Below are 22627 nucleotides of genomic sequence, written 5' to 3'. Positions count from 1 at the left end.
GCTAGAATCCCGCCCGTGCAAGCCCTTTTCCCTCGCCCCTCCATCACAAGCCGCTGGCTGGTCGCACTGACCTTCTTGCTGGCTGCGCTGATGCCTGCCTTGTCGCAGGCGCTGGCGCATGCGCGGGGCGATGTGGTGGCCTGGAGCCAGGTGTGCCGAAGCAGCGTGGTGTCGCCGCGCGCCAGTAGCTCGGTGTTGGCGGCCCAGGCTGATCAACAGGATTCACAACAGTCGGTGCATGGTTTGTTCGCCAACTGCCCCTACTGCGCGCTGCACACGCAAGACCTGGCCCCGCCGCCGGCCGCTTTGGCAAGCACGGTCTTGCTCTTGCCCTTGAGTTTCGACATGCCCGAGCGCTTCTACAGCGCTCCGAACAGCGCCCATGCTTGGGCGCCCGCGCAGTCACGCGCGCCACCTGTGCTGCTGGCTTGATTCACCAGCTCTGAGCGCGCTTGCCGGCTTCTCGTCCGCGCAGCCCGCTCCACTTATCCCTTGCCCCGCTTGCGCCGGCCTCTTAGAGGCCGGGCTGCGGTGCTGACCGAATCGAATATCCCTCTCATGAAGCCCATGATGTTCAAACCAAGCCTGCTGAGCATGGCCTTGGCCGCAGCTTTTTCCTTGCTTCACCACCCCGCCGCGCGTGCCTGCGACGACTGCGGCGATGAAGATGCCGCAACCACCAGCGCCGCCATTGAAGCGGGCCAGGTGGCCGCCGCCGGCAATTCCGCCACGGCAAGCGCCTCCGGCACCCCGACCCGCAATCTCGGCATCGTTCTGATCGCCGGCAACGCCACGCGCTCCTTGCCGAGCAATATCCCCACCACCATGGAGAGCGTCACCGCAGAAGAAATTGCCCGCAGCATCAACGCCACCGACGCGCAAGATGCGCTGAAGTACCTGCCCAGCTTGTTGGTGCGCAAGCGCTATATCGGCGACTACAACCACGCCGTCTTGTCCACGCGCGCCTCGGGCACGGGCAATAGCGCGCGCTCGCTGGTGTTTGCCGATGGCATACAGCTCTCCAATCTGCTCGGCAACGGCGCCGGCTTCACCCCGCGCTGGGGCATGGTCACGCCCGAGGAAATCGAGCGCGTCGATGTGCTCTACGGCCCCTTCTCGGCCGCTTATTCAGGCAACTCGGTCGGTGCGGTGGTGGACTACCAAACCCGCATGCCCAAAACTTTTGAGGCTCATGCCAAGGTCGGCATCTTTCACCAACCGTTTGAGCTCTACAACAGCTCGGCCAACTACGGCGGCTATCAAGCCAGCGCGTCGATAGGCGACCGCGCCGGCGCGCTGGCCTGGTGGGTCAACGTCAATCACCTGGACAGCGAAGGCCAGCCGCTGACTTTTATCACCAAGCTCACCTCGACCGGCAAACCCGTCAATGCTGCGACCTTGCCCGTCACGGGCAATGTGCTGGACGCCGACAAGAGCAACGCGCCCTGGCAGATTCTGGGCGCCGGCACCAGTTATCACACCCAGCAAGACCACGCCAAGCTCAAGTTGGCCTATGACTTCAACCCCGAGCTGCGCGCCAGCTACAGCCTGGGGTGGTGGAAGAACAATGCCGTCGGCAGCAGCGCCAGCTATCTGCGTGACGCGGGCGGCAACACGGTCTACAGCGGGGCCAATATCGGAATAGGCGGCGAAGGGGGAAAACAATACGCCGTCGCCAACACCGACTTCGGCCAGAACCGGGACCGGCTGGAGCATCTGATGCATGGCCTGGCGCTGAAGAGCCAGACACGCGGCGTGTTTGACTTCGAGCTGGCCGCCAGCAGCTATGACTATCGCAGCGACGAAGCGCGCGCGCCGAACGCGCCCAAGAGCCTGAGTAGGCCAGCGGCCGACGCCGGCGGCCCCGGCCGCATCACCGATTTGAGCGGCACCGGCTGGAGCAATCTGAGTGCCAAGGGCGTGTGGCGCCCAAGCGGCAGCACCCATGTGCTGGACTTTGGCCTGCAGCATGAGCGTTATGTCTGGCAGCAGAAGGTTTCCGATACAGCCGACTGGCTGAGCGGCGCGGCCGGGGCCTTGTTCACCGACTTCAGCGGCAAGACCCAACTCAGCAGCGCCTTTGTGCAAGACGCCTGGGCAATCAACCCGCAGCTCAAGAGCGTGCTCGGCCTGCGCGCCGAGCAATGGCAGGCCACTGAGGGCAACAAGACGGCCGCCAACGGCAAGCCGGTCAGCTTTGCCACCCGCAAAGAACAGTATTTGTCGCCCAAGGCGGCGCTGGGCTATGAGCTGAGTGAGGCCTGGACCCTCAAACTGTCCACCGGCCGCGCGGTGCGCATGCCGACGGCAGGCGAGCTGTACCAAGGCGGCGTCAATGCCAATGGCGTCTATGTGCCGAACGACCTCAGCACCAATCCGAATCTCAAACCGGAGAAGGGCTGGACCAGCGAGCTGAGTGCGACCTGGAGCTCGGCCAAGCAGCAACTGCGCAGCACCTTGTTCCATGAAGACACCCGAGATGCCCTGTATTCACAGCTCAGCAGCAACCCGGCGGACCCGGCCAAGACCATCAGCAGCGTGCAAAACATCGACCGCCTGCGCACCATGGGCGTCGAGTTGGCCTATAGCGCCGAGGACTTTTTGTCTGCCCGTGGCCTGGAGTTGCAAAGCAGCCTGACCTTCGCCGACTCCGAGATTCTGGAGAACGCCGGCTTCGTCAGCGTTCCCGGCGACACGGTGGGCAAGCAGCAGCCGCGCGTGCCCAAATGGCGCGCCACGCTGGTGGCCAGTTATGCAATCACGCCGGCCTTGAGCGCCAGCTACGGCCTGCGCTATTCGGGCCCGCAGTACGGCACGCTCAATAACAGCGACCCTAACGGTTTTACCTATCAGGGCTTCTCCAAGTTCTTCACCACCGACCTGCGGCTGCAATGGCGAGTGGCCAAGCAATGGACCGTGGCCGCCGGCATCGACAACCTGAACAACTACCGCTACTGGGCCTTCCACCCTTACCCGCAGCGCACCTATCACGCTGAGCTGAAGTTCGACCTTTGACCCATGTTCTCGTCCCTTTCACCGGAGCACACCACCATGTTGAAGACCCCTCTCTTATTTGTTCTTGCCGCCAGTTTGAGCGCGGCGGCCCAAGCCCATGTCACGCTGGAGCAGCCCGAGGCCGTGGCCGGCACGCCCTATAAAGCGGTGCTGCGCGTCGGCCACGGCTGCGAGGGCTCGGCCACCACCCGAGTCACCGTCACATTGCCGGCCGGCTTTCGCGGCGCCAAACCGATGCCGAAAGCCGGCTGGGCCTTGGATATCAAGCGCGCGCCGCTGGCCAAGCCCTATGACAGCCATGGCCGCACGATCAGCGATGACGTGATCGAGCTCAGCTGGACGGCCAAAAGCGAGGACGCCTATCTGCAAGACGCCTGGTATGAGGAGTTCATCTTGCGCGGCAGCCTGCCGGAGCAGCCCGGGCCGGTCTGGTTCAAGGTGCGGCAAAGCTGCGTCAAAGGCGAATGGAATTGGGCCGAGCTGCCGGCCGAGGGCGACTCGACCAAGGGCCTGAAAGCGCCCGCCGTGCGGCTGATGCTGCTCAAGCCGGCTGCCGCGCCGGGCTCGCACCAGCATTGATCCGAGCCGCAAAGTCTGGAAAAGCCGGCAAAAACCAGCCCACAAGATGGCAAGCTTTGGGCCCGGTTCTTGACGGTTTTGTGCTGGGCTGGCCGGTGAGAATACAGCCCATGACGACGCCACACCGCTCCCACCAGTGCCACAGCAGATTCTTCTGCGGCCCCCTGCAACAGCCGGTGTTGACGCCCAGGCCGCCGAGCTCCTAGGCCAGCAAGGATTCACATCCAACAGCGCCCAGGCTGCAGGCCCGTAACGGTCTGCCCGGCCCAGCGCTGCCAGCGCAAAACTCTTCAACGCTGCGGCCCTACGGGCTAGCCCAGATCAATCAAGCATCGAGCTAGCCATGTCTTCGGGCAGCGTCACGCGCTCTTGATAGACCCCGACCGAGTCAGCTTGGTCGGGGTCTTTTTTTTTTAGCACTGGCACTTTTGCCAATTCTCGGCCGCGGACGGTGAGTCAGAATCACCCCGCTTTAATCACAAACCGAGGATTCCCATGCCGCTGCGTCGCCGCCCCATGATCATCAAGTCTTTGTTGGCCGCCTGCCTGCTGGCGCAGGGCCTGCCTGCTGCGCTGGCTCATGGCGCCGGCCCCACTTCTGAGGCCGACGCTGCCCCGGCTGCTGCTGCCCCTGCAGCCAAGCTCAGCGGCGTACTGTTCGAGAACGTGCGCATCTTTGACGGCAAGGCCGACAAGCTCTCAGCCCCGTCCAACGTGCTGATCGTGGGCAATCAGATCAAAGCCATCTCCTCGGCGCCGATTGCCGCACCGGCAGATGTAGCGCTGACTCGCGTGGCCGGCGCGGGCCGCACCTTGATGCCGGGCCTGATCGACGCACACACCCACATCATGTTCTCCAGCCTATCGAAACTGGCCATCCTGACCTCGGATGTCGGCTTCGTGAATGTGGCGGCTACGAAAGAAGCACAAGACACGTTGATGCGTGGCTTCACCAGCATCCGCGATCTGGGCGGACCTTCGCTGGGCTTGAAGAAGGGCATCGACCTGGGCCTGGCCAGCGGCCCGCGCATCTGGTCTTCAGGCGCCTTCATCTCGCAGTCCGGCGGCCATGGGGACTTCCGCCTGCCGGTTGACTTGCCGGCCCGGCCGGGCGACTTCAGCCACAGCGAGCGCGTGGGCGCCGCGGCCATTGCCGACAACCCCGACGTGGTCCGCCTACGCGCCCGCGAGCAACTGGCCCTGGGCGCTTCGCAAATCAAGATGATGGCCGGCGGCGGTGTCTCTTCCGACTATGACCCGCTGGACGTCACCCAATACACCACCGCCGAGCTGCGCGCCGGTGTTGAGGCCGCCGAGAACTGGGGCACTTATGTGGCCGTGCATGCCTACACCCCGCGCGCGGTGCGCCAGGCCATCGAGGCCGGCGTCAAGTGCATAGACCATGGTCAAATGCTGGACGAAGCCACCGCCAAGCTGATGGCCGAAAAAGGCGTGTGGTGGAGCTTGCAACCCTTTGTTGACGACGGCAAGTCGGCCTTTGCTGAAGGCTCGCCCAACCGCATCAAGCAAAAGCAGATGATGGCCGGCACCGACACCGCCTTCGCCCTGGCCAAGAAGTTCAAGATCAAAACCGCCTGGGGCACCGACACCTTGTTCGACGCCAAGGTCGCGGCCCAACAAGGCCAAAAGCTGGCGCAGATGGTGCGTTGGTACAGCCCGGTGGAGGTCTTGAAGATGGCCACCAGCGGCAATGCCGAGTTGCTGGCGCTCAGCGGCCCGCGCAGCCCTTACCCCGGCAAGCTCGGCGTCGTGCAAGAAGGCGCGCTGGCCGACCTGATCTTGGTCGATGGCGACCCCATCGCCAATATTGACCTGGTGGCCGATGCAGCCAAGAACTTCCTCGTCATCATGAAGGACGGCAAGGTTTACAAGAACACCGTCCGCTGAGCCTGGCTGGCGCGCCTCACGCCGCGAGCAGCGTCTGCAACTCCTGCTCGCGGATGCCGTAAAAGCGTTTGATCTCGGCGATCTGCTCAAGCAGTTCCTGGCGCCTGGCGGCGCTCAGCGGCTGCGCGCGCTTGACGGCCAGAATCATCTTGTTCTTGCTGGTGTGCTCAAGTGCTACGAACTCAAACACCTGGGTGTCATAACCTTCAGCCTCCAGCAACAGCGCCCGCAGGCCGTCGGTGACCATCTCGGCCTCCTGGCCCAGATGGATGCCGTGCTGCAGCAGCGGGCGCAGCAGCGTCGGCGTCTGCATCTGCGGCCTCACCTGCTTGTGACAACAGGGCGAGCACATGATGACCTTGGCACCGGCGCGCAGTCCGAAATGGATCGCATAGTCGGTCGCGATGTCGCAGGCGTGCAGCGCGATCATGACGTCCAGCCTCAGCGGCGTGTAGCTGCGCACGTCCCCCTGGTCGAAGCGCAAGCCCGTCATCTGATGTTTGGCCGCCGCGGCGCCGCAGAGCTTGACCATATCGTCGCGCAGTTCAACGCCGGTCACCTCGGCTCGTTTGCCTTGCGCGCGCAGCCAGTCGTGCATAGCGAAGGTCAGATAGCCTTTGCCGGAGCCGAAGTCGGCCACATGCACATCGGGGCTGTCGCTCAGGCCGGAAGACTTCAGGGCCGCCGAAAATATCTCAATGAACTTGTTGATCTGCTTCCATTTGCGTGACATCGCCGGCACGAGTTGCGCTTCACCGCGCACCAGATGCGTGACGCCCAGGTCAAGCCAGAAAGGCCGGCTCAGCTCCAAATAACGCAGCTTTTCCTTGTCATGCCCAGCGTCAGTCGCCACCGGCAAAACTGCGGGAGGCGCCTTGCCAAGCCGCAAACTGGGCCGGCCCTTGCGGCTGAACACCAGTTGCACTTCCTCGCTCTGAGTCTGCAGATGAGCGCTGTGGAATTGCGCACCCAGCAACTCACCCAAGCGCGCCAGCGCTTCGGGAAGGGGGAAGTTTTTGGTGATGTCGCGGGTCTGATAGCGCCACAAGAACGACAGCTGGCGCTCGCCGCGCAACACTACTTCGCGCACCGTCAGCCGGTCCAACTGTGCCTCTTCGCCGACATATTTGCTCAGCAGCAGCTTTGCAAATGTGCTGTTGGCCAGCGCCGTTTCCAGCAATCGCAAGAAACGCACTTTGGCATCGGCCTTGGCCACGGGTGGCGCGCTGTCGGGAATCAGATCGGTGAACATCGGCAAGGGCCAAGAAGGTGGGCAGCTGGTGATTTTCGCTTATCTGCTCAATCTGGCCCGGAACGCCAGACCGCTGCGAAGGCTCGCAGCTTGTTCCAGGCCGACATGCGCTCGTCCGACAATGCGTCCAGAAAGTCCGACAGACGCTTGGACTTGACCATGGTGTAGACCGTCAACGCCAAGGTCGCGGCCATCACCAGCGCAAAGTAGAGCAGGCGCTGGCTCAGCGGCGCATCGGCCTCGGCCAGCAAATTCATGCCCAGAAAACCGGTGGTGATGGTGCCCACCAAGCCAAAGATCGTTACCACCGTCAAGCGCACGACGGTGTTGGCCTGTCGGCGGATGCTGTCGGTTTCCAGATAAGCGCTCATATCGGTGATGCGCTCCTTGACCTCGGCGTACAAGACCGGCAGTTCCAGATGATTGGCGCACATGCGGAACAAGGCGCGCGATTGCGCTTGCTCGGCCACCTCATGAAACCAGTAGCGATGCGAGAAGCGCAAGAAGCCTTCGAAGCTGGAACGAATCGCGCGCTTGAAGCGACGCACGTTTTCGGCGTCCTGCACATTCAGCCTCCGCAGCGCTTCGACCAAACGGTCGGAGAACATCAGCAGCGATGCCTTCTGAAAATGCGCGATCAGGAAGATCATGAAATGCTGGTGCCGAAAATGGGCCAAGACGCCTCGATCCCGGCAGCTGAAGAAGCTCGAGTCGGCGCGCCCAATCACCACCAGCGAATGCCCGCTGCACAAGTAACGCGTATTCGGCGCGGCGCCGGCATCGCCCCAGAACCTGTCATAGCAATATTTGCTTTCAAAATCATGCAGATGCTGCTCGGCAAAGGGCAGCTGCTGCGAGCCCGGCTTGCCCTGCGGCCCGGTCACCAGCCCCAAGCTGACCATATCGCTGCGCGTCAGCGCGAGCGGCTCGTCCAGCGCCAGATAAGCCATCATCGGCATGCGGTAATACTCGATCTGCCGAAAGCGCAAGGCGCCGGGCTCATTTGAGTGGTCAACCACCAGCGGGCGCAGCACAAAGGCCCAATGCTCGGCAATGCACGGCGCGCGGTGCTCCTGCACATGGGCGATGTAATGCTCGCGCTCGAGCGCATCCGAGGCCGACAAGACCTGACCCTGTGCGTCCAGCCATTCGGCGCTGGCGAGGCTGTGCAGCGGCAAGCCTTGCGCGTCCCAGCCAGACGGGTAGGCACGGCCCAGGCGGTACAGCAATTCCTGCGCCTGGCGCAATTCCAGGTCGGTGGCGCAGACCTCGACATTCAGCAGCACCACATCCACGTCGAAGAAAAAATACAGATCGACATGCACCACGTCGAGCGTCAACGGCGTCGCACCGGGCCGCGGGCAGACACGCAACTTGACCAGATCGCGGCGCCGGAACACCTTCATGCCGGCCTCGCTGCGCCCGTCTTGCGGGCGGCCGGGCGAGCGCCCGTCGCCATACAGAAAGCGCTGCACATAGGGCAGGAAGGTCACGAACTCCTGATAGTGACGTTCGTGAAAACTGGCCGGGTCGCCGGTGTATTCGTCAATCAACTCATGCCAAGGCCCCGCCTCGGCTCCTTTGGGCAGCAACTCCCAAGGTCGCCGCGGTGCGCCCGGCGCATCGCCCAAGGGCATCAGGCGCAGCGGCCACAACAAGATCTGGTGCATGCGCTGCACATGGGGCGGCGGCAACTGTGTTGAAGGCTCAATCGGCTGACTCGACATGGCGGGGTACTGGCAGACCTGTTTGCACCATCATGCCGCGAATTGAGAACGGGCCAAACGCATTGCAACCATGCCTATGCGGCCCTTTTCCTGCAGAGCGGGGCGGCTGCGCGACGAGCTTAGTTTCGGGCGCCTCCCGCTTTCAGCCGTGAGATGTGCAACGCATTTCAACGCCCCCCCCCCCGAAGCGCGGGGATGTAATGCCCAAGGCAAATGCACACAATGAGCTCACACCGCTTCCCCTTCGGTGCCCAGCAAACCAACCAAGGTCTTCATATGAAAAAGCTTCTTGCCTCTGTCGCTACCGCCGCCATCGCCGCTACGCTTCCTCTGCAAGCATTCGCCGTCGATACCGTGAGTTGGACCACCTGGGCCAATACCAATGCTGGCTCGTTCACGCAAAACAGTCAAAACGTCAATGTGAGCTATACCGGCGACGTTGCGGGCTTGCTCAACTGGAATGCGTTGTATAACGTGCCGGCCTCATTTACCAATGCCGCCGTCACCAACACACCAACTGCAGTCAATGGCACTTTGCAAATGGTGGGTGGCCATCCGACCGTATTGAATACCTTTCATTTCGACAAGGCAGTGATCGACCCGGTGATGGTCTTGTTCAGCGTGGGTCAGGGCGGCGTGCCGGTTCAATTCCAGTTCACTGGCAACGTCAATTTCACCATTGGTGCGCAAGGTTCGGGAAATTGGGGCGGCGGCACGCTGACTCAAACCGGCAACACTGTCACCGGCTATGAAGGCAATGGCCTGCTGCAATTCAAAGGCAGCTACACCGACATCAGCTTTTACACACCGAACTACGAGAACTACTACGGAGCTACAGTTGGCGCGATGACCGCAGCCGTGCCGGAACCTGAGACCTATGCCTTGATGCTTGGCGGTCTGGCCGCCCTTGGTTTTATGGCGCGTCGCCGCTCGGGCCAGCAAAGCTGAGCAAAGGTTCGAATTACTCGCGTTAAAGCCCGCCGCACGCGGGCTTTTTCATGTCCGTGACCCGGGTTGACACAGTGGCGCTCGTGAAAGCTGGCCGGATCGCCCGTGTATTCATCGCTCAATTCCTGCCAGTGGCCGGCGTCAGCCCCGCTGGGCAGCAACTCCCAGGGCGGGCGCGGTGCGCCCGGCTCCGCGCCCAAAGGCATCAGGCGCAGCGGCCACAGCAAGATCTGGTGCAAGCGCAGCACATGCGGCGGCGGCAAAGTTGATGGGCTGGGCATGGCGCAAGTCTGGCGACAGAGTTGCCGCCATCATGCCGGCAATCGGCGCGCGGTCAAGCGCTTTGCAGCCTAGGCTTTGCGGGGCTTTTGCTGTCTTTCTAGGGAGTGCCCCGGCTAGCCTGCGGCAACACAATCAGGCCCCATCCAGAGTAGGAGCGCGCCATGTCTTTTGCAAAATCCTTGCCCTTTGTCTTGCGCTGGGAGGGCGGCTTTGTGGACCACCCCGCCGACCCGGGCGGCGCCACCAACCGCGGCGTGACGCAAAAAGTCTATGACACTTGGCGGGCCAAGAACGGCCTGCCCCGACGCTCGGTGCGCGACTTGCAAGACAAGGAGATGGCCGCCATTTACGAACAAAACTACTGGCGCGCGGCGCACTGCGGCGATGTGCAGGACAAGCTCGATCTGGCCCTGTTCGACACCGCAGTCAATATGGGCGTCGGGCGGGCGGTGGGCTTTTTGCAGGGCAGCGTGGGCTGCGCGGTCGATGGCGGCTTCGGCCCGGCCACCTTGACGGCCGTGCAGTGCTGCGATCCGGCCCGGGCCTTGCCGATGTTTTGCAATGCGCGTGAAAGCTATTACCAGCGTTTGGTCCAAGCCAAGCCGGAGCTGAATGTGTTTTTGCGCGGCTGGATGAACCGGCTCAATGCCTTGCGCGCCAACATCGGTCTAGCTGGTTCCGGCGCCAACGTGCCACGGGACGGGGGCGCTGCTGAGGTCACTCGGCGTTTGCCAGACCTGGGTGAAGACCCGGCCTTTGATGTCTGAGCCGGGTCGCTTGAGGCGGCCGGCCTGGGGGGGATTTATGGCCGGCGGTTAAACTCAGCCTCGCCCGAACAAGCCAGAAGTTCCAGATTGCCAATGGCAAACCAAGTAACGAATTACCTGTACTTCTTCCAACAATTCGGCCTGATCAGCCTGGTGGCTTTGCCGTTTCTGGCCAGCTTGATCGCGGCGCTGCTGCCCAGCAATGCGCGCAATGCCGAATCGACCTTGGCCGGCCTCGTGGCGCTGTTTTGCTTTGTGCAGGCGGCGACCTACTTCCCCGAAGTCGCCGCCGGCGGCGTGATCCGGCAGGAGTTCGTCTGGCTGCCCTCGCTGGGACTGAACTTCGTCCTGCGCATGGACGGCTTTGCCTGGATGTTCTCGCTCTTGGTGCTGGGCATAGGCGCGCTGGTGGTGCTCTATGCGCGCTATTACATGTCACCCAGCGACCCGGTGCCGCGTTTCTTCTCCTTCTTGCTGGCCTTTATGGGCGCGATGAGCGGCGTCGTCATCTCCGGCAATCTGGTGCAACTGGTGCTGTTCTGGGAGCTGACCAGCCTGTTCTCGTTTCTCTTGATCGGCTACTGGCACCACCGCCGCGACGCGCGGCGCGGCGCGCGCATGGCGCTGACCGTCACCGGTGCGGGCGGCTTATGTCTGCTGGCCGGCGTCTTGCTGCTGGGGCATATCGTCGGCAGCTATGAACTGGATGTGGTGTTGGCGTCGGGCGACTTGGTGCGCAAGCATCCGCTCTACCTCACGACATTGATCCTGGTCTTGCTGGGCGCGCTGACCAAGAGCGCGCAATTCCCGTTTCACTTCTGGCTGCCCAATGCCATGGCGGCACCGACGCCGGTCTCGGCCTATCTGCATTCGGCCACCATGGTCAAGGCGGGCGTGTTTCTACTGGCTCGGCTATGGCCGGTGCTGGCCGGCAGCGAGCAATGGTTCTGGATCGTCACTGGATGCGGGCTGATCACCTTGCTGCTGGGCGGCTTCGCGGCGATTTTTCAGCAGGATTTGAAGGGCGTGCTGGCCTACTCGACCATCTCGCATCTGGGCTTGATCACCACGCTGCTGGGTCTGAACAGCCCTCTGGCCGCTGTTGCCGCCGTCTTTCACATCATGAACCACGCCACCTTCAAGGCCTCGCTCTTCATGGCCGTGGGCATCATCGACCATGAAACCGGCACGCGCGATATGCGCCGCCTCAGCGGCTTGCGGCGAGCCATGCCGATCACCGCCACCCTGGCCATGGTGGCGAGCGCGGCGATGGCCGGCGTGCCGCTATTGAACGGCTTTATCTCCAAAGAGATGTTCTTCACCGAGGCGGTGTTCGTCAGCAGCGTGCCCTGGTTTGACCTGCTGCTGCCTGTGACGGCCGTGCTGGCCGGCATGTTCAGCGTGGCCTACTCGCTGCGTTTTTGTGTCGATGTATTTTTCGGGCCGGACAGCAGTGCCGAGTTGCCGCGCCGGCCCCACGAGCCGCCGCACTGGATGCGTGTGCCGGTGGAGTTATTGGTGCTGGCCTGCCTGGCTGTCGGCACACTGCCGCAGTGGACCATGCAGGCAGTGCTGGAGACGGCTGCCGCGCCGGTCGTGGGCAGCGCTCTGCCGGACTTTGATCTGGCCCTCTGGCATGGCTTCAACACGCCCTTGATCATGAGCTTGGTCGCGCTGGCCGGCGGTATCGCGCTGTACTGGGTTTTGCGCGGCCCACTCGCAAGCGGCCAGTTTACGCAGACACCGCTGCTGGGCCGGCTCAATGGCAAGCGCTTGTTCCAAACCGGCTTGGCAGGGCTGACCGCCGCCAGCCGCAGCCTGCTGCGCCTGATCAGCACGCGCCGGCTGCAGACGCAGCTGCTGCTCTTGCTGGGCCTGACGGTGCTCGCCGCTGTCTTGGCTGGCCAAGGCGGCATCACCCTGGGTGCGCGAGAGGCGCTGCCTTTCTCGCCCGGTTTCACCTTGCTCTGGCTGATAGGCGGCGCGGCCGCACTGGCCTGCACCAAGGCGGCCAAGTATCAACGTCTGACCGCGCTGGCCCTGATGGGCGTGGCGGGCTTGTGCACGGTGATCACCTTCGCCCTGTTCTCGGCACCCGATTTGGCACTCACGCAGCTGGCCGTCGAGACCGTCACCACGGTGCTGATCCTGCTGGGCCTGCGCTGGTTGCCCAAACGGATCAGCGCGCTGGAGCGGGCCGGGCCCCAGGCCGAATCGTTACCGGACAAGGCCCGCCGCCTCAAACTGCAAAGAGCACGCAAAAGAACGCGGCGCCTGCGCGACCTGAGCCTGGCCCTGGCGGCGGGTGCGGGCATGAGCGGCCTGTCCTACGCCATGATGACGCGCGAATTCCCGCAAAGCATTTCGACCTTTTTCCTGGAGCGCGCGCTGCCCGAGGGCTTCGGCACCAATGTGGTCAATGTGATGCTGGTGGACTTCCGAGGCCTAGACACTCTGGGCGAGATCACCGTGCTGGGCAGCGTGGCGCTGACCGTCTACGCGCTGCTGCGACGCTTTCGCCCGGCGCCCGAGAGCATGGCGCTGCCGCACCAACAACTGCTGCTCGCACCCGACATTGCCACCGACCTGGTGCACGCCAACACCGCGACCAACTCACCCAAAGACGGCGCCAGCGGCTACCTCCTGGTGCCGGCCGTGCTGGTGCGCCTTTTGCTGCCGGTAGCCTTGGTGATCGCGGTGCATTTGTTCATGCGGGGCCACAACCAGCCGGGCGGTGGCTTTGTGGCCGGCCTGGTCTTGTCGACGGCCTTCATCTTGCAATACATCGTCTCCGGCACCCAGTGGGTAGAGGCCCACCTGAGCCTGCGGCCGCAGCGCTGGATCGCGTTTGGCTTGCTAACGGCTTGCGCCACCGGGCTGGGCTCGCTGTTTTTCGGCTACCCCTTCTTGACCACCCACACCAGCCACCTGACGCTGCCGCTGCTGGGCGAGCTTCATATAGCCAGCGCCTTGTTCTATGACATCGGCGTGTTCACGCTGGTGGTCGGCGCCGTACTTTTGATCTTGACGGCGCTGGGTCACCAATCGGTGCGCGGCCACAAGCGCGACACGCAGCACACAACAGCCGGGAGCAAGCGCTGATGGAAATCGTCCTGGCCCTGGCCATTGGCCTTTTGAGCGCCTGCGGCGTCTGGCTGCTGCTGCGCCCGCGCAGCTACCAAGTCATCATCGGTTTGAGCCTCTTGGGCTACGGCGTCAATCTCTTCATCTTCAGCATGGGGCGCTTGAGTCTGGACAAAGAGCCGGTCCTGAGCCCCGGCGTGGCGACCACCCTGCAGAACTACAGCGACCCGATGCCGCAGGCCTTGGTGCTGACGGCGATCGTCATCGGCTTCGCCATGAGCGCCCTGTTCCTGGTGGTGATGCTGGCGCAGCGGGGTTTTGTCGGCAATGACCATGTGGACGGCACCGCTGATGAGCTTGACCCTCAGGAGCCGCCTCCATGATGACGCTGCTGAGCGACTGGGCCTTGCTGGCCAATGCGGCACTGATGCCCCATCTGACCCTGGCGCCGATTTTGCTGCCTTTGATCGCGGCCTGCCTGCTCTTGCTGCTGGGCGACCGACGCCATCACCGCAAGGCCACATTGGCCTTGGCGGCGACCCTGGCCAATCTGGCCATCGCCTTGTTCTTGATGTTGGGCGTGCATATGGAAGCCGCCCAGCCTCATGCCTTCGGCGTTTACCTGCCCTCCAACTGGGATGTGCCCTTCGGCATCGTGCTGGTGCTGGACCATCTCTCGGCGCTGATGCTGGTGGTCGCAGCCGTCGTGGCCTTGATGGCATTGCTGTTCTCGCTGGCCCGTTGGCACAAGGCTGGCGCGCATTTCCATGTGCTCTTGCAGCTTCAAATCATGGGCCTGAACGGCGCCTTTCTAACCGGCGATCTGTTCAATCTCTTTGTCTTCTTCGAGGTCATGCTGGCGGCTTCCTATGGACTTCTCCTGCATGGCAGCGGGCCAGCGCGCGTCAAGGCGGGCCTGCACTACCTCAGCATCAACTTGGTCGCGTCCTCGCTCTTTCTGGTCGGCGCTGCGCTGATTTACGGCGTCACGGGCACGCTGAATATGGCCGATCTGGCCGCGCGCATCCCCTTGGTGGCGGCGGCCGACCGGGCCTTGTTGCATGTAGGCTGCGCGATCCTGGCGCTGGCCTTTTTGGCCAAGGCTGCTTGCTGGCCTTTGAACTTTTGGTTAGCCCCCGCCTACACGGCCGCCAGTGCGCCGTCTGCCGCGGTCTTTGCACTGCTGACCAAGGTTGGCGTCTATGTGCTGATGCGCCTGTCTACGCTGCTGTTTTCGGCCAGCGCCGGCGCCTCGGCGGGCTTTGGCCAGAGCTGGCTCTTGTGGGGCGGCATGGCCACGCTGAGTTTTGGCGCGATCGGCATGTTGAGCGCGCAGCGGCCCGCCCGCTTGGCCTCGTTTGCAGTCATCGTGTCCTCGGGCACCTTGATGGCCGTGCTGGGTTTTGCTCGGCCCGAGCTGAGCGCTGGCGCGCTCTACTACCTGCCCGTGTCGACCTTTGCGGTGGCGGCATTTTTCTTGTTGGCCGAGCTGATGGACCGCTCGCGCAACCCCAGCCCGCAAGCTCCGCGCGCGCCCGAGGACGAAGAAGACCACCTGCCCTTTGCGCTGGCCGAGCAGGAGCTGGCACGCGAGGGCAATCTGGACGAGGACGAAGAACGCTTGGTGGGCCGCGCCATTCCGGCGGCCACGGCCTTGCTGGGCCTGGCTTTTATCTGCTGCACGCTGCTGGTCGCCGGCCTGCCGCCCTTGGCCAGCTTTGTCGCCAAGTTTGCGATGCTGTCGGCGCTGTTGCAGACCAGCGCGGCGGCCGGGGGCATCGCCCCTTCGGCTTGGTTGTTCCTGAGCTTGCTGATCGCGGCCGGTTTGTTGGCATTGATTGCCCTGTCACGCACCGGCATCCGGTTTTTCTGGACCCCGGTCGACCGCAGCCCGCCGAGCTTGCAGCTGTTCGAGTACGCGCCCATCGTGATGCTGATCGCCTTGTGCGGCGCGATGACTTGGCATGCCGAGGGCTTGCTGCGTTACGCCAACACCACCGCCGAGCTGCTGTACAGCCCACAGCGCTACATCGATGCGGTGCTGTCGGCCCGCCCCCTGCTCACACCGACCAACGCCGAGCGCCTGCGCGCGAGCACCCCGCCGGAGCCCCAACCATGAAGCCCAGTCTGTTCAGGCGCTGCGTGCCCGCGCCCTTGCTGAGTTTGGCCTTGATGGCCTTGTGGCTATTGCTCAACGATGCCTTCAGTCTCGGAGCTTGGCTGATGGCCGTGCTGCTGGGTGTGGCGGCGCCGCTGCTGACGGCCTCGCTGCGGCCCACGCCGGTCAGCCTCAAGCGGCCGGCGGTGGCCTGGCGCCTGTTTTGGCAGGTGGGCGCCGATGTGCTGATCTGGAACTGGCGGGTCTTGCGCGGCACGCTGGCGCGCCCGGACAAGCTGCCACAAGGCGGCTTTGTGCGCGTGCCGCTGGAGCTGCGCGACCCGAATGGCCTGGCCGCCTTGGCCGTCATCATGTGCGTGATCCCGGGCACCATCTGGTCCGAATTGGCGCTGGACCGCAGCGCGCTGCTGGTGCATATGTTCGAACTGGAGAACGCGCAAGCGGAGATCGATTTGATCAAAACCCGCTACGAGCGCCCCCTGATGGAGATCTTCGAATGAGCGGCTTCTTGTTCCTGGCCATCACCGTTGCTTTGGCCTGTTATGTGACGGCCATGGCGCTGTGTTTTATACGCATGATCCGGGGCCCCGCTTCGCAGGACAGGATCTTGGCGCTGGATTTGATCTGCACCCTGGCCATGCTGATCATGCTGGTGCTGGCCATCAACTACCGCAGCGCGATGTATTTTGAAGCGGCACTGCTGATCGCGCTGTTCGGCTTTGTGGGCTCCGCCGCCATGGCCAAGTTCTTGTTGCGCGGCGAGGTGATCGAATGATCAACGCCCTGCCTTGGTGGATTGAAGTACCGGTCGGCTTGCTGCTCTTGCTCAGCGGCGGCTTCGCCTTGGCGGCAGCCATTGGCGTGCTGCGCTTCAAGAGCTTCTTCATGCGCATGCACCCGCCGGCGCTGGCTTTCACACTGGCGAGCTGGGCGGCCTCCTTGGCCACCATCCTCTATTTTTCGGCGCTGGAGCAAGGCCTGGCCCTGCAGGCTTGGCTGATCATCATCTGCCTGTCACTGACGGTGCCGGTCACCACCATCATGCTGGCGCGCACCGCCTTGTTTCGCAGCCGCACCGGGCAGAGCAACGAGGACGTCGTGCCGCCCGCGCTGGGTCAGCCTTAACGCTGTGCATCAGCGCCGCGCCGCAATCTTGTTTTTGAGCGCCTGCAACTGCTCTGGCGTCCAGCCGGGCGCGTCGGTCAGGCCGGCCCAGCCGTCCAGATAATGCTCAAAAGCATAGAGATGACCATAGCCCAGCGGCGGCGTAGTGGCCAGCATCAAGTCAATCGTCAGCTGCAAAAACGTCACCACCGGCACCCAGACAAAATCCGGTGACACATCCGGCCCCAGTGGCGCTTGCAACCAGGCCGGACGGCGCCACAGTGCGCCGGGGTCGAAGAAGCTGACCGCGTCGCTCGCGTACTGCAGATAAATCACCCGGTAGGGCCCCCAGGCGGCCGGCGCCTGATTCAATCGGTTGACCTGCGCGGTAAAGCGAATCACCGAGCCATCGCGGAACTCGGGCAGCCAGGCCGGGGTGCCGGCCTTGCGCTGTGCGGTAACCAGGTTCCAGGTCTCACTGGCGAACGGTGGTCCGGCCCAAAAAGCGCCGTCATAGGGGTCGCCGATCACCTGATGCAGGTCATGCGAGAGGTCGGAGTTGAGGCTACCCAGGCTCAGCCCGTGCAGATAGAGCTTGGGGCGCTTGTCGCGCGGCAGACTGCGCCAATGGTCGTAGACGGCGGTGAAGGTGGCGCGGGCGGTGTCGCGGCCCAGCTCGGGGTCGGCCAGCAAGGCCAGCCAGCTGGCCAGATAGGAATACTGCACCGACACGCTGGCCACATCGCCGCGCAGCAAATACTCCAGCGCTGTCTGGCTCTCGGGGTCGACCCAGCCGGTGCCCGTGGGCGTGACGATGACCATGTTGCTGCGCTCAAACGCGCCGATTCGTTTGAGCTCGGCCAGCGCCAGCTGCGCGCGCGCCTCGACGGTGTCGGCCGAGTTCAGGCCGACGTAAACGCGCAGTGGTTCCTTGACTTGCGCGGCGCTGCTGTCCGTCATCTGTGCGATCGCGGCGCGATCCGGCCCGGCGGCGATGACGCGGCGGCCAGCCCGCCCCAAGTCTTCCCATTTCAACAAGGAGCCGGGTGCGCCGACCTTCAGCGGGTCGCTGGGGCGCGGGCTGCTGTCGTCTTCGATCAAGGCATCCAGGCGCCGGTAGGACGCGTCAAAAGCATGCATGCCGGCGCGCACCAGCACACCGTTACCGATCGAATAAAACAGCCAGGCGGTCAAGCCCAGCGCCGTCAACACGGCCACCGGCCCTGGCACCTGCCGCTTCAAGCGCGCTGCGATGCCCTGCTTGACCCAGTCAAAGGCGCGCCCAATCAGCAAGAGCAGGGCAAAGGTCAGCAGCGCCACACCCGCGATCGTGAACGGGCCGGCGCTGTCTTGCGGCGCCAGCTGCATCAGGGCGCGCAGGCGGTTTTGCCATTCATTGGCGCGCCACAGCGCATAACTGATCGCCCCCAGGCACAGCAGCAGCGCCGGTGCACGCCGCCAGATCATGGTTTCGGCGCGCGGCTCGGGCAGTTGCAACAGCCGCCACAAGGCTTGCACCAGCACCCCGATGCCGTAACCGGCCGCAAAGCACAGGCCGCTGAGCATGCCCTGCACGGCAGGATGGCGCGGCACCAGGCTGGGCGTCAAAGAGGCCGCGACAAAGAGCGTGCCCAGCAGCAGGCCAAGGACGGTGAAAGAGCGCAGCAGCGCTGACAAAGCTTGGCGCGCGCTCATTCAGTAGCTGATCCTAAAACGCTGACCCTTGAAGACCAGCACGGCGCTCTTCAGCTCGATGCGCTCAAGCAGCAGCTCGGGCGCGATCTGCTCGCCCTCGTGCAGCAGTTGGCCGTTGACGATCAGCATGCGGTTGGCGGGCGTGTCGGAATACATCGCCCCGCTGGTGGCAATTGTGGGCAAAGCCTTGCGGGTCGCGTCGGGCAAATCAGCAAACTTGAGGATGGCCGGGGCGCTTGGGTTGGGCTGGGCAATTGGGCTGCTTGAGCTGATGGCAGGTGCCTGCACAGCGCTGCTTGGCGCGCCGCCGGCCAGCGGCTTGGCCGCCGGCAAAGGCTCGACCGCCGCGGGCGGCGGTGCCAACAAAACAGGCGTTAGCGGCGCGGGAGCTTGGCTTGCTAGCGTGGGTTTGGCGGCCATGGCGGCTGGCGGCGGCAGGGTCGCCGCCGGTGCGGGTGGGATTGCGACCGAGCCGGCCGGCGCCGAATCCACAGCCCCCCAGCGCGCAGCCCAAGCCCCCAGCAGCAAGAGCAAGACCACGGCGGCAGCGGCCAGAGCCCAGCGCAGGGCCGGCGGCCAATCAGCAGCTACCGTGCCGGAGCGGCCCGGCCTGCCGCCGGCATGCTCATGTTCTGCATGGCTGTGCAAGGTCGGCACGCTGCCGCGCTCCCGCTCGGAGTCGGCTTTGCGCAAGGCGTCAAGAATATAGGACATAGCGCTTTCTTCTTACGGTGCCGCAGTGGCGGTTTGCAAAGCCTTGCCGCCTTTCAGATGGGGCTCGGGCAAGCCGGCCACTTCGCCGCTTGCCGCCACGCGGCTGAGCAGCATCAAGGTAACGGGGCCCAGTTGGCCATCGCTGCGCAAGCCTTGCGAGCGTTGAAATGCTGCCAGCCTTGCTCGCATCGCCGCATCCAAGCGGAAAGGCCCGGCGGCCGGCGTGCCGCCAAAGACCTTGGCCAATTGGGTATTCACCCAGGCCAGTAATTCCCCACCGCCGTCCTTGGCCGGGTAGCCGGGCGGAGCGCGCCATAGCAGGGCAAATTCTCCGCGCCACTGCGTGCTCAAGTTCGGCAGGCTGATGCGCTGGGTCTGCTCCCCCAGTCGCACGGTCGCGTACTGATCGTCCAATTTGGTCAAGACAACGTAAAAAGCTTTGCCGGCATCATCGCGCAGACTCAGGATGCTGGGGCGGTCGAGCAGGCGCAAGAGGCTCAGTCCGCCGTCGCTATCGCTCTTGTGGCTGGCGCCGCTGCGATAGCAAAAAACCTGCTGCTTTGCCAAGGCTTGGCAGGGCTCGATTTCTGCGGCCTCAAGCTGCCAACTGCGCGCCAGCTCTTGCCAGGCTTGAGCTTCGCTGCGCAAACCCAGGCTGCTGGTCAGGCTTTCGGTCAGCTCGATTTTTTGCACCTGCTGTGCAGCGCTGCTCATTGGGGCCGAGGCGGCAAGAGCCGCTTTTGCCGCTTTTGCCGCTTGACCCGGCATTGCCTTGGTCGGCATGGCCGCCTGCCCCTTGCCTGGAAGGCTAGACGGCAAAAACGAAGCTTTGCCAAACCAGGCAAAGATCACCGCGGTCGCAAGCAGGCCGGCGCCGCCCAATGTCCAGCGCAGGCGCTTCAGCCCTGCGCTGGGCGCCTTGGCGCTCAAGTCCTGCGGGCCGAAGACTTCGGCGGCGGCACGGTCCACGGTCTTGCGGTCAACGCTGCGCTGATCCTGCGAATAGGCGCCCAGCAGCGCGCGGTCGCACAGCAGATTGATACGCCTGGGCACGCCGCGTGACAGCTGGTAGATGCGCTGCAGTGCCTTGGGCTCGAAGGGCAAAGCGGCGCTGAAGCCGGCCACGCCCAGGCGGTGCCGCACATAGTGCTCGGTCTCTGCCTCGGACAGCGCCGGCAAATGAAAGCGCGCGATCACGCGCTGCGACAACTGCTCCAACTCAGGCGCCGCCAACATATCGCGCAGCTCGGGCTGGCCGATCAAGATGATCTGCAAGAGCTTGCGCTCGTTGGTCTCCAGATTGGTCAGCAAGCGCAGCTGCTCCAAGACCTCGGGCGACAGGTTTTGCGCCTCGTCGATGATCAACACATTGTTCTGCCCGACCGCATGGGTAGTGAGCAAAAACTCGTTGATGGCGTCCACAAAAGGCTTGACCGAGACCAAGGCGGAGCCGTCCTCGGGCAGAGCCTGCCGGTGCTGAATCCCGTACTCCTCGCAAACGGTGCGCAGCAGCTCGGCCACCGACAACTTGGGGTTGAAGATGTAGGCGACATTGCAGCGTTTCGGGATCTGCCCCAGGAAGGCACGGCAAACCGTGGTCTTGCCGGCGCCGATCTCACCCGTCAGCAGCACAAAACCGCCGCCGCCACGCAGGCCGTACAGCAGATGAGCCAGAGCCTCCCGGTGCCGCTCGCTCATATAGAGATAGCGCGGGTCAGGGGCAATCGAGAAGGGCTCTTGCTTCAGGCCAAAAAAATTCGCGTACATGGTGTGGGCGTGGGCCCGGAGCTACCTGGTTGGGGCTTGATGGTAACGGCTGCGGATTACTTTGCTTGACGCCGCCGCAAGGCCCACACCACCCCGGCCAACAAGAAGGCGATCCCAAGCAGGGTCAAAGGCGGCGGCAGCTGGCCGCGCAGCATGAAAGCATAGGCCAGCGCCGCCAGCGACTCAAACACGATCAGCTGCCCCACCAGGGAAGTGGGCAGGCGCTGGCTGGCCTCGTTCCAGCACAAGGTCCCCAACCAGGAGGAAAACAGGCCGACCGCCAACATCAGCCCGAGATAGGGCAAGGGACGCGGCCCCAGCGGCAGTTCGAAGCCGGCCGGCAACAAGGGCCAGCCCAGGCCTTGAGCGCCGTACAGCAGCAAGACGCCCCCCAAGGCCACCGGCAGCGTCATCAAGCCCTGCGCAGTGGCCCAGGCGCGCGGGCTGGCCTGGGGGTGGGCCAAGAGCCAATCGGCGTTGCGGATCGGGTACCAGGTCCAGCAAGCGACGGCGGCCACCGCCAGCAGGGCGCCCAGCAGGTAACGGTGCAAGTAATGGTGCAGGTCTGCGTCCCGGCTCTGAAGTAGTGCGTCAAGCTCGGATTGATTGACTGCCGCAATGCCGGCCGCGATCAAGAGCAGCGAAGGCGCCAGCTTGAGCCAGGGCAGAGCCTGATGGCTGCGCAAATTGGCGATGATGGCAATCACCACCGGCAGCGTGCCGATGATGACGGTGGGCAGCGGCCCTCCGGCCATTTGGATCGCCGCGGACAGGCAGAGGTAGTAGATGAAATTGCCGATCAGGCTGAGCTTGAGCGCCTGCAGCCAATCGACCGGGCGCAGCTCGGCCAAGCGGCTGCGGTCCAACAGGCCCAAGGGCAGCGCAATCAAACCAAAGGCCAAATAGCGACCTACGGTCAGCATCAAGGGCGGGTAGTCTCCCAACATCAGCGGAGCCACAAAAACCAGCCCCCACATCAGGCCGGCCGCAAGTGCAAAAACAATTCCTGTCCACATGCGGGCAGTGTCTCAGGTCTGAAGGATCAGCATCGCCGCCAGCGCTAACATGGTCAGGCCAATCAGGGCGTCAAGGATCTGCCATGCGCGTGGCCGCGCGAACCAAGGTGCCAGCCAGCGCGCGCCGAAGCCCAGCAGCGCAAACCAGAGCAAGCTGCCGCTGGCCGCGCCGGCCATAAAGGCCAGGCGCAAGGCCGTTGGCTGCTGCGCACCGACCGAGCCGACCAGCATCACTGTGTCCAGATAGACATGCGGATTGAGCAAGGTGAAGCCGGCCAACTGCAGCAAGGCTTGACGCAGGCTCAGGCTGGGGCCTTGCGCGGCATGCAGGTCGACGCCGGGCCGGCGCGCCCGCCAAAGCGCCCGCGCGCCATAGCAGCTCAGAAACAGGGCGCCGGCCCAACTGATCAAGCGGGTCAGCAAGGGCTGGCCATTGATCAAGGCGGCCAGGCCGAAAACGCCCGCCGCCATCAACAAGGCATCGGTCAAGCCGCAAGCCAGCACGATGACCGTCACATGCTCACGCCGCAGGCCTTGGTGCAGCACAAAAGCGTTCTGTGCGCCGATGGCAACGATCAAGGAGGCGCCCAACAACAGGCCCTGAGAGTAGCTATTGAAAGCTGTCGAGTCGATATTCATGCCGCGCAGCA

The 22627-nt window shown here is 63.9% G+C and carries 19 protein-coding genes; 12 read left to right on the top strand and 7 right to left on the bottom strand.

The annotated features are described in order from the left end of the window. Window positions 1-15 precede the first annotated feature (15 nt). The 4 genes from PRZ03_RS02785 to PRZ03_RS02770 all read left to right on the top strand — a co-directional run bounded on the left by PRZ03_RS02785 (window position 16) and on the right by PRZ03_RS02770 (window position 5502). On the top strand, window positions 16-432 hold the full coding sequence (locus PRZ03_RS02785; protein WP_273598916.1) for a DUF2946 domain-containing protein: 417 nt from the start codon (window positions 16-18) through the stop codon (window positions 430-432). Between the two features lie 135 nt (window positions 433-567). After that, on the top strand, window positions 568-3015 hold the full coding sequence (locus PRZ03_RS02780) for a TonB-dependent receptor (RefSeq protein ID WP_273598915.1): 2448 nt from the start codon (window positions 568-570) through the stop codon (window positions 3013-3015). Between the two features lie 36 nt (window positions 3016-3051). Further along, complete coding sequence (locus PRZ03_RS02775; protein WP_273598913.1) at window positions 3052-3594, top strand: YcnI family copper-binding membrane protein; 543 nt, start codon at window positions 3052-3054, stop codon at window positions 3592-3594. A 495-nt stretch (window positions 3595-4089) separates the two neighbouring features. Next, window positions 4090-5502 carry a metal-dependent hydrolase family protein gene (locus PRZ03_RS02770; protein WP_273598912.1) on the top strand — a complete coding sequence of 471 codons (1413 nt, stop codon included), beginning with the start codon at window positions 4090-4092 and terminating at the stop codon, window positions 5500-5502. Between the two features lie 16 nt (window positions 5503-5518). On the opposite strand, the gene PRZ03_RS02765 is transcribed toward PRZ03_RS02770, so the two are convergent. Beyond that, the gene (locus PRZ03_RS02765) at window positions 5519-6754 is read right to left on the bottom strand and encodes a class I SAM-dependent methyltransferase (RefSeq protein WP_273598911.1); all 1236 of its coding nucleotides are present in this window, start codon (window positions 6752-6754) and stop codon (window positions 5519-5521) included. 47 nt (window positions 6755-6801) lie between these two features. Further along, window positions 6802-8481 (bottom strand): magnesium transporter CorA family protein, encoded by a 1680-nt coding sequence (locus PRZ03_RS02760; protein ID WP_273598910.1) that lies wholly within the window; start codon window positions 8479-8481, stop codon window positions 6802-6804. A gap of 276 nt (window positions 8482-8757) precedes the next feature. On the opposite strand from PRZ03_RS02760, the gene PRZ03_RS02755 reads away from it, so the two are divergent. The 8 genes from PRZ03_RS02755 (at window position 8758) to PRZ03_RS02720 (ending at window position 16806) form a co-directional block, all read left to right on the top strand. After that, window positions 8758-9429, top strand: coding sequence for a PEP-CTERM sorting domain-containing protein (locus tag PRZ03_RS02755; protein WP_273598909.1), 672 nt, complete (start codon window positions 8758-8760; stop codon window positions 9427-9429). A gap of 443 nt (window positions 9430-9872) precedes the next feature. Further along, window positions 9873-10478, top strand: coding sequence for a glycoside hydrolase family 108 protein (locus PRZ03_RS02750; protein WP_273598908.1), 606 nt, complete (start codon window positions 9873-9875; stop codon window positions 10476-10478). A gap of 93 nt (window positions 10479-10571) precedes the next feature. Continuing rightward, the gene (locus PRZ03_RS02745; RefSeq protein ID WP_273598907.1) at window positions 10572-13580 is read left to right on the top strand and encodes a monovalent cation/H+ antiporter subunit A; all 3009 of its coding nucleotides are present in this window, start codon (window positions 10572-10574) and stop codon (window positions 13578-13580) included. Further along, window positions 13580-13945, top strand: a complete 366-nt coding sequence (locus PRZ03_RS02740; protein WP_273598906.1) for a Na+/H+ antiporter subunit C — start codon at window positions 13580-13582, stop codon at window positions 13943-13945. The genes PRZ03_RS02745 and PRZ03_RS02740 overlap by 1 nt, the downstream gene beginning before the upstream one ends. After that, the gene (locus PRZ03_RS02735; protein ID WP_273598978.1) at window positions 13945-15681 is read left to right on the top strand and encodes a monovalent cation/H+ antiporter subunit D; all 1737 of its coding nucleotides are present in this window, start codon (window positions 13945-13947) and stop codon (window positions 15679-15681) included. The genes PRZ03_RS02740 and PRZ03_RS02735 overlap by 1 nt, the downstream gene beginning before the upstream one ends. After that, window positions 15678-16181, top strand: a complete 504-nt coding sequence (locus PRZ03_RS02730; RefSeq protein ID WP_273598905.1) for a Na+/H+ antiporter subunit E — start codon at window positions 15678-15680, stop codon at window positions 16179-16181. The genes PRZ03_RS02735 and PRZ03_RS02730 overlap by 4 nt, the downstream gene beginning before the upstream one ends. Beyond that, window positions 16178-16456 (top strand): K+/H+ antiporter subunit F, encoded by a 279-nt coding sequence (locus PRZ03_RS02725; protein WP_273598904.1) that lies wholly within the window; start codon window positions 16178-16180, stop codon window positions 16454-16456. Before PRZ03_RS02730 ends, PRZ03_RS02725 begins: the two co-directional genes overlap by 4 nt. Further along, on the top strand, window positions 16453-16806 hold the full coding sequence (locus PRZ03_RS02720) for a Na+/H+ antiporter subunit G (protein ID WP_273598903.1): 354 nt from the start codon (window positions 16453-16455) through the stop codon (window positions 16804-16806). Before PRZ03_RS02725 ends, PRZ03_RS02720 begins: the two co-directional genes overlap by 4 nt. A gap of 9 nt (window positions 16807-16815) precedes the next feature. Here the strand turns inward: PRZ03_RS02720 and PRZ03_RS02715 are convergent, their stop codons facing one another. Genes PRZ03_RS02715 through PRZ03_RS02695 form a run of 5 tightly spaced genes read right to left on the bottom strand, consistent with a single transcriptional unit; the run spans window position 16816 to window position 22616 of the window. Next, on the bottom strand, window positions 16816-18480 hold the full coding sequence (locus tag PRZ03_RS02715; protein WP_273598902.1) for an alpha/beta hydrolase: 1665 nt from the start codon (window positions 18478-18480) through the stop codon (window positions 16816-16818). After that, window positions 18481-19194 carry a general secretion pathway protein GspB gene (locus PRZ03_RS02710; protein WP_273598901.1) on the bottom strand — a complete coding sequence of 238 codons (714 nt, stop codon included), beginning with the start codon at window positions 19192-19194 and terminating at the stop codon, window positions 18481-18483. A 12-nt stretch (window positions 19195-19206) separates the two neighbouring features. Beyond that, a complete protein-coding gene (locus PRZ03_RS02705) occupies window positions 19207-20961 on the bottom strand; it encodes an ExeA family protein (RefSeq protein ID WP_273598900.1) in 1755 nt (584 codons plus the stop codon). A gap of 56 nt (window positions 20962-21017) precedes the next feature. Continuing rightward, window positions 21018-21977, bottom strand: a complete 960-nt coding sequence (locus tag PRZ03_RS02700) for a DMT family transporter (RefSeq protein ID WP_273598899.1) — start codon at window positions 21975-21977, stop codon at window positions 21018-21020. A 12-nt stretch (window positions 21978-21989) separates the two neighbouring features. Further along, on the bottom strand, window positions 21990-22616 hold the full coding sequence (locus PRZ03_RS02695; protein ID WP_273598898.1) for a LysE/ArgO family amino acid transporter: 627 nt from the start codon (window positions 22614-22616) through the stop codon (window positions 21990-21992). Window positions 22617-22627: the final 11 nt, after the last annotated feature.

The organism is Roseateles albus, from assembly GCF_028595345.1.
Lineage (GTDB): Bacteria > Pseudomonadota > Gammaproteobacteria > Burkholderiales > Burkholderiaceae_C > Paucibacter_A > Paucibacter_A albus.
This window is presented reverse-complemented; position numbering and strand designations above follow the sequence as displayed.